General features: G+C 50.0%; 7 protein-coding genes. 6 read left to right on the top strand and 1 reads right to left on the bottom strand.

Translation table 11 applies throughout. The features are described 5' to 3' along the window. Positions 1-4: 4 nt before the first annotated feature. The 5 genes from atpD to RHM61_RS06105 all read left to right on the top strand — a co-directional run bounded on the left by atpD (position 5) and on the right by RHM61_RS06105 (position 6841). Positions 5-1408 carry a F0F1 ATP synthase subunit beta gene (gene atpD / locus RHM61_RS06125; RefSeq protein WP_322250249.1) on the top strand — a complete coding sequence of 468 codons (1404 nt, stop codon included), beginning with the start codon at positions 5-7 and terminating at the stop codon, positions 1406-1408. A 79-nt stretch (positions 1409-1487) separates the two neighbouring features. Further along, the gene (locus RHM61_RS06120; protein WP_322250248.1) at positions 1488-1910 is read left to right on the top strand and encodes a F0F1 ATP synthase subunit epsilon; all 423 of its coding nucleotides are present in this window, start codon (positions 1488-1490) and stop codon (positions 1908-1910) included. Between the two features lie 117 nt (positions 1911-2027). Next, on the top strand, positions 2028-2828 hold the full coding sequence (locus RHM61_RS06115) for a PPK2 family polyphosphate kinase (RefSeq protein WP_322250247.1): 801 nt from the start codon (positions 2028-2030) through the stop codon (positions 2826-2828). 421 nt (positions 2829-3249) lie between these two features. Next, a complete protein-coding gene (gene hemE, locus RHM61_RS06110; protein WP_322250246.1) occupies positions 3250-4341 on the top strand; it encodes a uroporphyrinogen decarboxylase in 1092 nt (363 codons plus the stop codon). A gap of 457 nt (positions 4342-4798) precedes the next feature. Next, complete coding sequence (locus RHM61_RS06105) at positions 4799-6841, top strand: primosomal protein N' (protein ID WP_322250245.1); 2043 nt, start codon at positions 4799-4801, stop codon at positions 6839-6841. 3 nt (positions 6842-6844) lie between these two features. On the opposite strand, the gene RHM61_RS06100 is transcribed toward RHM61_RS06105, so the two are convergent. Further along, the gene (locus RHM61_RS06100; RefSeq protein ID WP_322250244.1) at positions 6845-7336 is read right to left on the bottom strand and encodes a DUF4405 domain-containing protein; all 492 of its coding nucleotides are present in this window, start codon (positions 7334-7336) and stop codon (positions 6845-6847) included. A 339-nt stretch (positions 7337-7675) separates the two neighbouring features. On the opposite strand from RHM61_RS06100, the gene RHM61_RS06095 reads away from it, so the two are divergent. Next, positions 7676-14332: a DUF3320 domain-containing protein gene (locus RHM61_RS06095; protein WP_322250243.1), complete on the top strand. Its 6657-nt coding sequence runs from the start codon at positions 7676-7678 to the stop codon at positions 14330-14332. Positions 14333-14446: the final 114 nt, after the last annotated feature.

The raw sequence follows: 14446 nt of genomic DNA, 5'->3' as shown, positions 1-14446 counted from the left end.
GAACATGGCTAATGGCAAAATCGTTCAGTGTATCGGCGCAGTGGTGGACGTTGAGTTCCCACGTGACGCGATGCCTAAGATTTACGATGCCTTGAAAATGGAAGGCTCCGAGCTGACTTTGGAAGTCCAACAGCAATTGGGTGACGGCATCGTCCGTACGATTGCTCTCGGTACTTCCGATGGTTTGCGTCGTGGCATGATCATCAGCAACACAGGCAAACCTATCATGGTACCAACCGGCAAAGCAACGCTCGGTCGTATCATGGACGTACTCGGTAACCCTATCGATGAATGCGGTCCGGTCAGCCACGAGCAGACTGCTTCGATCCACCGTAAAGCTCCGGCTTACGATGAACTGTCGCCATCGCAAGAGTTGTTGGAAACTGGTATCAAGGTGATTGATCTGGTTTGCCCGTTCGCTAAAGGCGGTAAAGTCGGTTTGTTCGGTGGTGCTGGTGTTGGTAAAACTGTCAACATGATGGAACTGATCAATAACATCGCCAAAGCCCACAGCGGTTTGTCGGTGTTTGCCGGTGTTGGTGAACGTACTCGTGAAGGCAATGACTTCTATCACGAAATGGCTGATGCAAAAGTAGTTGATCTGGAAAATCCGGAAAACTCTAAAGTTGCCATGGTCTACGGTCAAATGAACGAACCGCCGGGTAACCGTCTGCGCGTTGCTCTGACTGGTTTGACGATCGCTGAAGGTTTCCGTGACGAAGGTAAAGACGTCTTGTTCTTCGTCGACAACATCTATCGCTACACACTGGCCGGTACCGAAGTGTCGGCCTTGTTGGGTCGTATGCCTTCCGCAGTTGGTTATCAACCGACCTTGGCGGAAGAAATGGGCCGTTTGCAAGAACGTATCACATCGACTAAAACCGGTTCGATCACCTCGATTCAAGCCGTGTATGTTCCTGCCGATGATTTGACCGATCCTTCGCCTGCTACCACCTTCGCCCATTTGGATTCGACCGTTGTTCTGAGTCGTGACATCGCTTCGCTTGGTATCTATCCTGCGGTTGATCCGCTCGATTCGACTTCGCGTCAGCTCGATCCTTTGGTTGTTGGTCAAGAGCATTACGAAACTGCCCGCGCTGTGCAAGGTACTTTGCAGCGTTATAAAGAATTGCGCGACATTATCGCGATTCTCGGCATGGACGAATTGGCACCGGAAGATAAGTTGCTGGTTGCTCGTGCACGTAAGATGCAGCGTTTCTTGTCTCAGCCATTCCACGTTGCTGAAGTATTTACCGGTTCACCAGGTAAATACGTTTCGCTCAAAGATACGATCAAGGGTTTCAAAATGATCGCTTCCGGCGAACTCGATCACCTGCCGGAACAAGCGTTCTACATGGTAGGTACTATCGATGAAGCAATCGAAAAAGCGAAAAAACTGGCTGCTTAATTCTTAAGCACCGACGCGGCGTCGTTCGTAAGCGGATGACGCCTGCTGGCTTTTTCAAGCGAAATAAAAAGGGTCCAACATGGCACACACTATTCACGTTGACGTGGTTTCTGCAGAAGAGTTGATCTTTTCCGGTGAAGCCGAATTCGTCGCGTTGCCGGGTGAGGCTGGTGAATTGGGTATCTATCCAAAACATACACCACTGATTACCCGTATCAAACCGGGTGCGGTGCGCATCAAGCTCGTCGGTAAGACTGAAGAAGAATTTGTCTTCGTCGCCGGTGGTTTGCTTGAAGTGCAGCCAGGTACAGTGACAGTTTTGGCTGATACCGCGATTCGCGGTCACGATCTGGATGAAGCCAAAGCGAACGAAGCCAAGAAATTGGCCGAGCAAGCGCTGGTCAATCACGAATCCAAAATCGACTATGCGCAAGCACAAATCGAATTGGCTACGGCGATCGCCCAACTGGCAGCAATACAGAAACTGCGTCAAAAGCGTTAAGTTTCAACGGCTGTTGCTTCCGCGTGGAGGATAAACGGCTTGGCAGTACAATGAAAAGGCAGCTCAGGCTGCCTTTTCGCTTTTTTCGATACCCAGGTTTTTTGAAAGGCCATCATCATGAGCCATGCCGAACAATATCGCGCTTTATCCGGATTGCAACTGCTAGATAGCGCGGCCGCCGCAACATCGAAGCTTGCCAAAGCCGAAGCCAAATTACAAGTGCAAGAGCTGGCGCGGCAGATTGCCGAGCTACAGAACCTGTTTGCGGCCCAGCACGGCCCGAAGTTGCTGATTGTGTTGCAAGGTATGGATACCTCCGGCAAAGATGGCACGGTCAAAGGTGTATTCGGTGAGATTCATCCGCTCGGCGCTCGTACCGTTGCCTTTAAGGCACCGAGTGCCAGCGAAAAAGATCATGATTTTCTTTGGCGCATACATCAAAACGTGCCGGCCAAAGGAGAAATCGTGATTTTTAACCGCAGCCACTACGAAGATGTGTTGATCAGCAAAGTACATGGCTGGATCGATGAGGCCGAATGCCAGCGGCGCTACGCCCATATCCGCGAGTTTGAACGCATGCTGAGTGAAACCGGGACGATCGTTCTGAAGTTCTTCCTGCATATCTCGAAAGCAGAGCAAAAGCTGCGCATAGAAGAACGTCTGCGCGATCCCGACAAGCAATGGAAGTTCGACCCGCAAGACATCGCTGAGCGTGCGCACTGGGATGCCTATCAACAAGCTTATACACAGGCGATCGTCAATACCGACAGCATCACCGCTCCTTGGTACGTGATTCCAGCCGATTCCAAGACTCAGCGCAACCTGGCGATTGCCAGCATTGTGCTCGACAAACTGGAAAGCTTGCAACTTAGCTATCCGGCGTTGAACCCGGCTTATACCAGCATACAGGTAGTGTGAACGGCTTTGTGACGCCGCACATACATCTGCAAAGCCAGCACTGACGCCATTTTCACCCGATATTTTCTGTAGGAAACAGCGCTTAAAAAAACCAGCCGACCTTACTTATGCACAAGCTGTCAAGAAAAATATTAGTCGAAAAAATTGATTAATTTCATGTGTGTGTCAAATTAATCAATTGATTCAATGACTTACAAGTGTTTATTGTTAACTGAAATGAATAATTCGAGGTAAACCTCAAAATCCGAAAATCTATCCACAAAGTTATCCACAGTTGTTCTGGGTAAATAAGCTTGCTTGCCGTGTGCTTGTGCAAGATCAGATGCTGATCGCAGCAGCTTCGGCGATAATGTCAGATATTCCGAAAATACCGATGCTTGAGCCGGCCATCGCAAACCACACTGTCTTACTGAAAGCCAACATGTCTGATCAATTTGCTCCACTGAAAAACGATACCTTCATCAAAGCGCTGTTACGTCAAGAAACGGATTACACCCCGTTATGGTTGATGCGGCAAGCCGGCCGTTATTTGCCCGAATACCGGGCCAGTCGTAAAACGGCGGGATCATTTCTGAGTTTGGCTAAAAATCCGGCATTTGCCACCGAAGTCACCTTGCAGCCGATAGACCGTTACGATCTTGATGCCGCGATTTTGTTTTCCGATATCCTCACCGTGCCCGATGCCATGGGCTTGGGCTTATACTTTGAGGAAGGCGAAGGGCCGAAGTTTGAGCGACCTTTGCAAAATGAGAAAGATGTATTGGCGCTCAAAGTGCCCGAGCCAGGCAGTTTGCAATATGTGTTTGATGCTGTAACGCAAATTCGTCACGCCCTCGATGGCCGGGTACCCCTGATAGGCTTCTCAGGCAGCCCGTGGACGCTGGCTTGCTACATGGTGGAGGGGCAGGGTTCGCGCGAGTTCCATAAGGTCAAGACCATGCTGTATCAGCGTCCAGATTTGATGCATCACATCTTGCGCACCAATGCCGATGCCGTGGCAGCCTACCTGAATGCACAGATCGATGCCGGTGCTCAAGCGGTCATGATTTTCGATAGCTGGGGCGGTGCCTTGGCCGATGCCGCTTACCAAGAGTTTTCCTTGGCCTACATGCGGGACATCATCAATGCTTTGCAAAAAGAAAAAAATGGTCAGCGCATTCCGGCAATCGTCTTCACCAAAGGCGGTGGCTTGTGGCTAGAACAGATCGCCGCTATTGGCGCGGATGCTGTTGGTTTGGACTGGACCGTCAATTTGGGCCAGGCGCGCGCCCGAGTGGGTCAAAAAGTTGCCTTGCAAGGCAATTTGGATCCGGCTATCCTGTTCGCTGATCCCGCACAAATTCGTGCCGAAGTCATCAAAACTTTAGATAGCTACGGCACACCGGCAGTCGGCGAAGGCCATGTATTTAATCTTGGCCATGGTATTTCGCAATTTACCTCACCGGATGCTGTGACTGCCTTGGTGCAAGCTGTGCATGAACACAGCCGGCTGTTGCGTCAGGCCGAGCGCTGATATCTGCTGAGCATAATGAGTGCAAGGGCTGGCCGTGGCGATGCTGGTGCGCCAAAGCTAGCCCGGCAGGCGCGCGCTGGGAAAGTCTCATGCTGCTAAGCAAAACGACGTGCCCATGCGCCTTTGCAGCCAGAATGAGGTGAAAAACCATGCTGTCGTATCACAATTTATTGCACTTGCTTAAACGTTCTGTGTTACTTATGCACAAAATCAGGGCATCGTGAAATAAGTTTAAAAATAAAAACGCAATTTTTTTAAGATTTTCTAAGCCTTTGATTTTAAACAGATAAATTATCTGCGTAGAGATTGAGCAAATCGCCTGAACCCGCATAGCCACTGGCAAAAACCGATGTCAATAGACCTTTCTCCACAAAGTTATCCACAGAAATTGTGGACAACTCGAAAACTGTTAATGAAATCAACAGTTAGCGGCATATTTGACGAAAAAAACTAAGTTGTGGCTACACTTTTTCTGCGTATCGCCCTCGATACCCCCCTTGACACGCTGTTCGATTACCGCTGGATAGCGCCGCTGGAAGTTGATAGCGAGCAAGAAAGTCCATTGCCGCAAGTCGGGCAACTGGCGCTGGTCCCATTTGGCAGCCAAAAAATGGTCGGGCTGATCGTCGCGCTGGCCACCAGCACGGCTGTGCCGGAAGATAAACTGCGCGATGTCTTGGCGGTGCGTAGCAGCCTCGCAGCGCTCGATGCCAACTGGATGGCTTTGGTGCAATTTGCTGCCGAGTATTATCAACGCCCGCTCGGCGAGGTCGCCTTGCCGGCTTTGCCCAAGAATATCAAAGCCGCCACCACGTTGGCGCTCGATAAGGGATTGAAGCGATTGGCGAAACGACCTTTGCAAAGCGATGCTGCTGCGCATGGTGCGGCCTCACTCAACGATGAGCAGCGCGCCGCCGTCAGCGCGATCACCGGCACGCCTGGTTTCTCCACACATCTGCTGTTTGGCGTTACCGGCAGCGGTAAAACCGAAGTGTATTTGCATGCGGCAGCGGCAATACTGGCCGCTTCTGAGCGCGCCCAAGTCTTGATTCTGGTTCCGGAAATCAACCTTACCCCACAATTCGAGGCCCATATTCGCGCCCGTTTTCCTGGCCTGCACTTGGCGACCTTGCACAGTGGCATGGCCGAAGGCGCGCGCTCGGATAACTGGCTCGCCGCCCACCTCGGGCGGGCGCGGATAGTCCTCGGTACCCGTCTGGCGATGTTGGCATCCTTACCCGACTTGAAATTGATCATCGTTGATGAAGAGCATGACCCTTCTTATAAGCAACAGGAAGGCTTACGCTATTCGGCACGCGATTTAGCGATTTGGCGTGGCCACCGGGCCGGCATTGCGGTGGTGCTCGGCTCGGCCACGCCTTCGCTGGAGAGTTGGCAGGCGGTGCAAAGTGGTCGTTATCGCTTATCGGAACTGTCGCAGCGCGCCGTTGCCGCGGCCGTGTTGCCTATCATCCGCATGGTGAACTTGGAGCGAGAAAAGCCGGTGCAAGGATTGACGCCACGTGTTACTGCGTCGATACGCTTACGTCTTGACAAGGGTGAGCAATCACTCCTGTTTTTAAATCGACGCGGTTATGCACCGGTGCTGGCCTGTGACGCTTGCGGCTGGCTGAGTAACTGCACGCGCTGTACCGCCAATTTGGTCTTACACAAAGGCGAGCATCGCCTGCGTTGCCATCACTGTGGACTCGAGCAAAGAATCCCGCGCGCCTGCCCAACTTGTGGCAATGTTGATTTACAGCCACTAGGTCGCGGCACCCAACGCTTGGAAGAAAGCCTGGCTGAAATTTTCCCAGAAGCACGGGTCTTGCGCATCGATGCCGATTCCACGCGGCTGAAAGGCAGTGCCGCCGCCGCCTTTAATTTAGTGCATGACGGTAGTATCGATATCTTGATCGGCACCCAGATGGTTGCTAAAGGGCATGATTTTAAACGGCTGACGCTGGTGGCGGCGCTCAATCCTGATGCCGCCTTGTTTTCCCAAGACTACCGCGCCGCCGAGCGCTTATTCGCGCAACTGATGCAAGTTTCCGGGCGCGCCGGGCGCACTGCCCAAAATACCGATGGCAATGCGGCCGAAGTCTTGGTGCAGACGCGTTATCCCGACCATCCGCTCTACCACGCCTTGATTGGCCACAATTACCGCAGCTTTGCCGCCGACATGTTGCAAGAGCGTAGGCAAGCGGAATTGCCACCGTTTATGTATCAAGCTTTATTGCGCGCCGAAGCCAGAGAATTAGCCTTGGCATTAGAGTTTTTGCAGCAAGCAGCGGTTTGTCTCGAGCATCCTGGCATTAGCATCCATGACCCGATTCCGATGACGATGATGCGGGTCGCCAATGTGGAGCGTGCGCAACTATTGATCGAGTCGGTCTCACGACCGGCTTTACAAGCCTTCGCCAAAGCCTGGATTATCGCCATGCGCGCGCTGAAAAGCCGCGTTAAATGGTCATTGGAAATAGATCCGGTCGATATTTGAAGCTTAGTCTGCCGCCAAACTGGCACGCCCGTGATTGATATGTATCCATAACAGCATAGGCAAGGCAGCTCCGGGCAACCAGTGCGCGTACGACCAGATTGAGCGGCTCAGTTCCCTGGCAAAGTAATCGAGGCCATAGCCGCTGACCGCCAAACACAGCAAGACAGCGATCATGCACAGCCCACTGCTGCGGTTACGGCCGGCACGGTAGGCCCGGCGCATATGGGCAAACAGCAAAGCGCCGAGCAGAAAGCTGGCCGGGATTTGCAAGGCCCCATGTACTTGCATGGACCAGTGTTCGAGCGGATGAATCAGCTCACCAAACTCGCCGACCCGACGTAATTTGAAATGCGCGATCACCCACGCCATGCCACTGCAGTATAAGGAGGCGATGAGGCCATACAGCGCGCGACGGTGCCAGCGTTCCAGCTTGAATTGCAAAAGCATGCCTGATGGCAAGGTATGGTGCTGCAGACGATGTGGTTTGGTGGGCATGAGAGGTTCGCAAGAGCAATGAGTAGAGATTATAGGAGCTTCCGCCTCACAGTAAGCTAAATTGGCTGCCGCTCAGGCTCCTAGCCGTAAATCGCGTACCCCAAATGAACTCAGTAGAGTATGTGGTGACTCTGATATGTTTCTGCATCTCTATTTTTGCATCGGAAAAAGCTTCTATTGTTATAAGTGCATTAGACATCGTCGCAATACTAGCTTTTGTGCAAAATTGCTGGAGGAGCATCATTCTCTTGGCCGTTTACAAAAAGTTTGATGTAAAGTGTTGAGAAGTTTATAACATCACTATTTTGATGTTATTGGTGGAAAATTGCGGAAGAAAACATGAGCGGCGATATAGGGTCTGAATCCGTGGCAAAGGTCGTTTTGCCAGGAGAAACAAAAAATACTGCCGAAGTTTTTATTGAGGCAACATTAATCAAAAAGTTGAATCTTGCCGATTATCAAAATGCGGTCCCGCTATTGCGTGAACTGCTCATTGTTAACGATACGCTCTTCCCGCTAAACGAGCTCACGCTCACAATAACTTCTGAACCCGCATTCATTAAAACGAAATCGTGGCGCTTGGATGCAATCAACGAAAGCCAGCAGTATCGTATTCCTAATTTAGACGTTGAACTTGAAGGCGTGTTATTAGTACGTTTGACCGAGGCCGAAATAGCACATGTCACCTTTACGTTGAATAAAACGGGTAGCGCTGAAATTATTTGTCAGCATCAGGTTGAGGTTGAACTGTTACCCCGTAACCAATGGGGTGGCATTTCACATTTACCAGATATGGTGGCTGCCTTTGTGCAACCAAATGAACCAGCCATTGAGCGCTTATTGAAGCAAACTGCCGAGGTGTTGCATCATAACGGGAAAAACCGCGCACTTAACGGATATAACGGTGGAGCCAAACGCGCTTGGGAGCTTGCGTCTGCTATCTGGACTGCTGTTGCTGGAATGGGTATAGATTACGCACTTCCACCAGCAAGTTTTGAGCACAAAGGTCAAAAAATTCGTGGGTCTGGCCAAATCGCCGAATCAGGCTTAGGCACCTGTCTTGATCTTTCACTTCTTTTTTGCTCTGCCCTAGAACAATGCGGTTTGAATCCTATTCTCGTTTTTACTCAAGGCCATGCGTTCGCCGGGGTATGGCTCAAGAATGAAGAATTTTCTACCGTAGTAGTGGATGACATTACCGCATTACGCAAACGCGTTAAATTAAAAGAGCTGGTACTGTTCGAGACTACGCTGCTTACTCACCGACCTTGTCCTACCTTTAGCCATGCGATTGAAGTAGGGACGCAGCAGATATCCGAAGAGGTGGAACAGTGCTTTGAACTGAGTGTTGACATTCGGCGAGCAAGACTTCAACGTATCAAACCACTGTCAAGTGCCGAATTGCCAAAAATATCAGAGGTCATCAACCCGTCTGAAAAAGATCAGTCAACGTTTGAGGAGGCACCGGACCTTCCTGACGATCCTGAAACTGATGGTGAGCGGGAGGACAAGGGGCAAGCTGAGAATCGGCTGATCAGATGGCAGCGTAAGCTTCTCGATCTGTCCATGCGTAACAATTTATTGAATTTCCACCCAGGTAAAAAAGCAATACGACTCGATGCTCCCGATCCTGGCTTACTCGAAGACCTGTTAGCGGAAGGCCATTCCTTAAAGCTGATGCCACGCCCAGCGTTGATGGATGGTAATGATCCACGGGACCAAGTTATTCACGAGGCAAGAACCAGAGAAGATGTACGCCGAGAGCACGCTCTGGATGCACTGAAACGTAAGGAAATTTTTGTCAGTATTGAAGACGCTGAACTTGAGTCGCGATTAGTAGAGCTTTACCGGACGTCACGAACAAATCTTCAGGAGGGTGGTTCAAATACGCTTTACTTAGCGTTAGGATTCTTGTCATGGACACGCGAAAACAAGGATGACAAAACTCTTCGTGCTCCGCTGATTCTTGTTCCCGTTACTTTGAATCGTAAAAGTGTTCGGTCCGGATTTACGTTAACACTTCACGATGATGAGCCTTGTTTTAATCCGACCTTGATAGAAATGCTAAGGCAAGATTATGAACTTAGTCTGAGCATCGGCGAAGGTGAGTTACCCAAGGATAAAAGCGGTCTTGATGTATCCAAAATTTGGAACACGGTTTCGGCTGCGATTAAGAACATCAAAGGATGGGAAGTCGTTGAAGATGTGGTGTTGTCGACGTTTTCATTTGCCAAATATTTGATGTGGAAAGATTTGACTGAGCGAACAGAACAGCTAAAACAAAATGCGGTAGTCCGTCATTTGATTGATACGCCGCGAGAGTCTTATCCACGCGGAGTGCCGTTTCCAAATCCTCGATATTTGGATAGAGAGTATCCGCCGCAACAAACGTTTTGTCCCCTACCCGCTGATTCCTCCCAGTTGTCGGCAGTCATGGCAGCTAGTCGCGGAAAAGATTTTGTGTTGATTGGACCACCAGGTACAGGGAAAAGCCAGACTATTGCGAATCTCATCGCTCAATGCTTGGCTGAAAATAAACGGGTTCTTTTCGTTTCGGAAAAAATAGCGGCACTGGATGTGGTCTACCGGCGCTTGCGTGATGTCGGTCTTGGCGATTTTTGTCTCGAGATGCATTCAAGCAAAGCAAAAAAATTGGATGTCTTAAACCAACTCAAAAAGTCGTGGGATGCGAAAGGTAACAGCAACGCGGATGTTTGGAAGGAAGAGGCGTCACGACTTCAGTTGTTGCGCGAATGTCTTAATGCCTATGTCGAGCGCCTTCATCATCGTCATCGCAATGGCCTAAGTCCTTACGATGCAATGGGGCGTATTGGGGCTGGACGCGATGTTGCCGTGCTTGGCATGTCTTGGCCATCTGCTGATGCGCACGACGTCGCTTCCTTAAACGAACTGCTCGAACTAGCCGAGCGACTTGATGTGAATGCCAAGGAAATTGGCAGCAATTTACTTATGCAACATCCGCTAGGGCAAATAGCCCATAGTGACTGGTCGCCCAATTGGCAACAAACCTTGATCGATGTGGCCCGAAAAACGATTCCTAAAGCGGACGCCTTGCAAAGTTCTGCGGATGCTTTCTGCACGACTATTGGGTTTTCTTCTTTGGGTCTGACAAAAAATGCCAGACATGCTCTTGCTGTTTTGTCGACACTTTTTTCTGCAGCAGCAGGCCGCGATTGGCGCTTCGCTCTTCATTCCGATGCGCGTCGTCTGGTAAGTTCGATGCAAGTAGCATTAAAGCTAGTCGCTAGCCATAGGAGCATCACCGACAATTTGTCAGCACCTTGGTCTACACAAACGATCGCCGGTGTGAATAAAGGTTTGCAACTGCTTGAAAAAACAAGCATCTTGAAATCGCAACTTTCAACAACTTGGTCTAAATCCGTTGTAGATAACCTCACAGCGGGTATTTGCTTATTAGCAAGTTATAGTGAAACCAAGCTCAAGCTTTCTGTCTCCTACCGAGACGACGCGACCGAGCTGGACGCCGATCAATTACAACGTGATTGGGCGGCGGCGGAAGCTTCATTTTGGCCAACAAGTTGGTTACGCAAACGGGCAATACAGCAGACAATGCTTGCATACGTCAGCAAAGGTCAAAAACCGCAATTTACTTCTGATATCAAATGCTTGATTGAGTTACAGTCTTTAAGGGTAAAACTAGCTAAGTTTGATAGCCTGAGTTTATCGACCGATCAAATTTGGAGTGGCTTAAAAACGCAACAAGACGATTTAAAGGCTGCACTCGCATTTCAGACCGTACTAGATTGTGCACACAAGAACGTAACCTGGGAAGACCAGGGTTTCGATTCCATCGACGAGGGGCGATGTGGCGGTACGATGAGAACCGATTTAATGCGCGCACGTGACCTTGTACACATTAACAATGAATTCACCCCTCTCGCCGCATTGACCTCGCTTAGTCAAAGCATGTGGTTAGGTCATGAAACTCATATTGACACTTGCAACACTGGACTTAGGTTCCAAGAGGCTTTGATCCAAGCAAAAGCTGGTCGCACGTGGTTGAAAACTAATCTCAACGCTGTCGCAGACGGTAGCTGTGGCTCCGAGATGTTGCTTGATCTGAATAACATGAATGCGCTCTTGGATATTGAGTATGAGCTCGCTTCATATGATGAACTTCGGGCAGCGACTCATGGTGTATGGAACGGTCTGAAGAGTCAGCCAGAGGAGATTGACAGTGCAACGAAATTCCATGCCTCATTAGCTTCAGTCTTATCTGACCTGGCAAGCACGCCGGACGAGCTTGTTACCATCAAGGCTGCATTGAACCGCTTACTTGGCGATGGTAACGACCTCTTAGCGCCTGCTGGACCAGTTTCCCTAGCCGGTGGTAACTACGTTGCGGCCCATCAATCGTTACTACAGTCGACGGATAGCTTAGGGCAATTGAGCGGGATTTCTCAAGAAACTCCTTCGAGTTTTCAGCTACTTACGCCGGCACGCTTAGTTATGGCGTGCCAAGATATGATCGCGGCAGAACCACGTTTGCGAGCGTGGTGTGCATGGCGCAAAGTCCGTGACGAGGCTTCGTTAGTTGGCATGGGTGTGATAGCCGAGGCAATTGAGAATGGGGGCGTACTGCCTGGCCTTGTCCGGGAAGCTTTTGAAACCAACTATTGCCGCTGGTGGCTGAACGCAGTCGTGGACGATGACAATGTGCTACGTAATTTTGTCTCTGTTGAGCACGAAAAGCGAATCAAGAATTTTCAAGAACTGGACGATCGGTTCACTGAACTGACACAAGCGTGGGTACGCGCTCGACTATGCGCTGAATTACCTGATCAAGAAGCGGTAGAAAGAAATTCTGAATGGGGCGTTCTTCGTCACGAAATGCAAAAGAAAGCACGTCATTTGCCATTGCGTGAGCTGGTTGGACGCGTTTCTTCCGCGATGGCTCAACTCACCCCGTGCATGCTAATGAGCCCTTTATCGATCGCGCAGTATCTTTCTGCAGATTCAGCGCTTTTTGACTTGGTCGTCTTTGATGAAGCATCACAAATTACAGTGTGGGATGCGATCGGTGCAATAGCGCGCGGCAAGCAAACCGTTATGGTTGGCGATCCTAAGCAGCTTCCGCCAACTAACTTCTTTGACCGTGCGGAGTCTGATTTGGACGACGAAGACGTTGAAGGTGATTTAGAAAGTATTCTTGATGAATGTCTTGGTGCCAATTTACCGACAATTGACCTGTCTTGGCATTACAGAAGTCGGAGTGAAAGCTTAATCGCGTTTTCTAATCACCGCTATTACGGAGGGAGTTTAGTAACTTTCCCGTCGCCGGTAACCGATGATCGTGCCGTCAATTTTCACTACATTCCTAATGGGATTTATGAAAAAGGCGGGGCGCGTATCAATAAGCCTGAAGCCAAGGCGCTCGTAAAAGATATTACAGCTCGACTCAAACAACCTGGCTTTCGCGAGTCTGGTTTAACGATTGGAGTAGTAACCTTTAATACCGAACAACAACGCTTAATTGAAGATCTTTTGGATGATGAACGTCGCAAAGATCCTTCGATCGAACCCTATTTTTCTGAAACTGCGCTTGAGCCAGTATTTGTTAAAAATCTGGAAAGTGTTCAAGGTGACGAACGTGACATCATGTACTTTTCTATCACTTACGGCCCAACGCTGAGTGGAACAGTGTCAATGAACTTCGGACCAATGAACAAGCAAGGAGGGGAGCGAAGGCTGAACGTTGCCATCACTAGAGCGAGGCATGAACTACGTGTGTTCTCTAGCTTAAGGCCCGAACAAATGGACTTGTCACGTACACAGGCTGAAGGGGTGCGAGATCTGAAGCATTTCTTGCTGTTTGCTGAGCGTGGACCGAAAGCACTGGCAGAAGCCAATTCTGGCAGCGTTGGTGGGTATGAAAGCCCGTTCGAAAAATCCGTCGCCTTGGCGCTGGCGGCGAGAGGGTGGCGGGTCGAACCACAAATAGGCGTGTCGGCGTTCCGTATAGATTTAGGCATTGTCGATCCAGATGCCCCGGGATCGTACTTGGCCGGCATTGAATGTGACGGTGCGACCTATCATCGGTCTGCGACAGCGAAAGATCGTGACAAATTACGCGAGCAAGTGTTGCGTGGATTAGGTTGGGAGATTGTTCGGATTTGGTCGACAGACTGGTGGATAGACCCTGTCGTAACACTGGAAAAAGTCAATATTCGCCTGGAACATTTACTTACTGTATGCAGAGCACGCCGTTTAACAGAAGCAGATCGTGTTGAAAAACTGAACCTTGCTGCTGCGATCGTTGCTGAAAATTCGTTAGCTGCGACCTTGGAATTGAGTACTGATTTTTCTCATCTGGAAACGAAAACATCTGAGTTCAATACGGCTACAGCAGTGAGCGATGAGATACTTGCCGTACCCGCGATAAATGTAGCTGCTGTGCAGCCACCTGCGGCGGCGCGAGTGCTCTTTATTGAGGCAGATATTCGTGTTGAAGGGACCGCGGTGACGGCAGAAGTTTTTTTTGAAAAGAATTATGAGGTCACGCTTATTCAGATGATCAAAGACGTTGTTGCGGTGGAAGGTCCGATTAAAGATGAAGTCCTATCTCGTCGGATCGCCCGCGCACACGGCTGGCAACGAACCGGGGCACGTATTCATGAGCGTGTGACGAGTTTAGCTGCGCACCATCTTCACAGTACCCAGGAAGAGACAGACGTCTTTTTTTGGCACTCAACAGAACAGAAAAACACTATTGTGTTCCGTCGGCCAGATATGGATGTGACACGATCCGTTGATGAAATCGCGCTACCAGAGCTGGTTGCCCTGGCTCATGAATTGTCTTCCAGTGAGATGACCGGCGAAGATACCGTTCTCGCGATGGCACGCGAGATAGGCTTGTCAAAATTAAGAGCAACTTCACGGTTAAGGTTGGAGGTTGCTTGTCTTGAGGCGCAGCAGAGTCGTGGCATGTCAACTGCGTTAATCGATACCTTGTAAGCGCGATAGAACATGGCGTGTTTTGGCAATCGCGCCGGTTGGTTGATACATACGCTGACCAGCGATAAGTGCAAAGAACTTTTGCAGTAAAAATGTATTGCAGAGAGTCTCAAA

This window comes from Undibacterium sp. CCC3.4, assembly GCF_034347425.1.
Classification (GTDB): Bacteria; Pseudomonadota; Gammaproteobacteria; order Burkholderiales; family Burkholderiaceae_D; genus Undibacterium.
This window is presented reverse-complemented; position numbering and strand designations above follow the sequence as displayed.

Coding starts and splice junctions, on each gene's coding strand:
- atpD (WP_322250249.1), top strand. CDS start 5: ATGGCTAATGGCAAAATCGTTCAGTGTATCGGCGCAGTGGTGGACGTT.
- RHM61_RS06120 (WP_322250248.1), top strand. CDS start 1,488: ATGGCACACACTATTCACGTTGACGTGGTTTCTGCAGAAGAGTTGATC.
- RHM61_RS06115 (WP_322250247.1), top strand. CDS start 2,028: ATGAGCCATGCCGAACAATATCGCGCTTTATCCGGATTGCAACTGCTA.
- hemE (WP_322250246.1), top strand. CDS start 3,250: ATGTCTGATCAATTTGCTCCACTGAAAAACGATACCTTCATCAAAGCG.
- RHM61_RS06100 (WP_322250244.1), bottom strand. CDS start 7,336: ATGCCCACCAAACCACATCGTCTGCAGCACCATACCTTGCCATCAGGC.
- RHM61_RS06095 (WP_322250243.1), top strand. CDS start 7,676: ATGAGCGGCGATATAGGGTCTGAATCCGTGGCAAAGGTCGTTTTGCCA.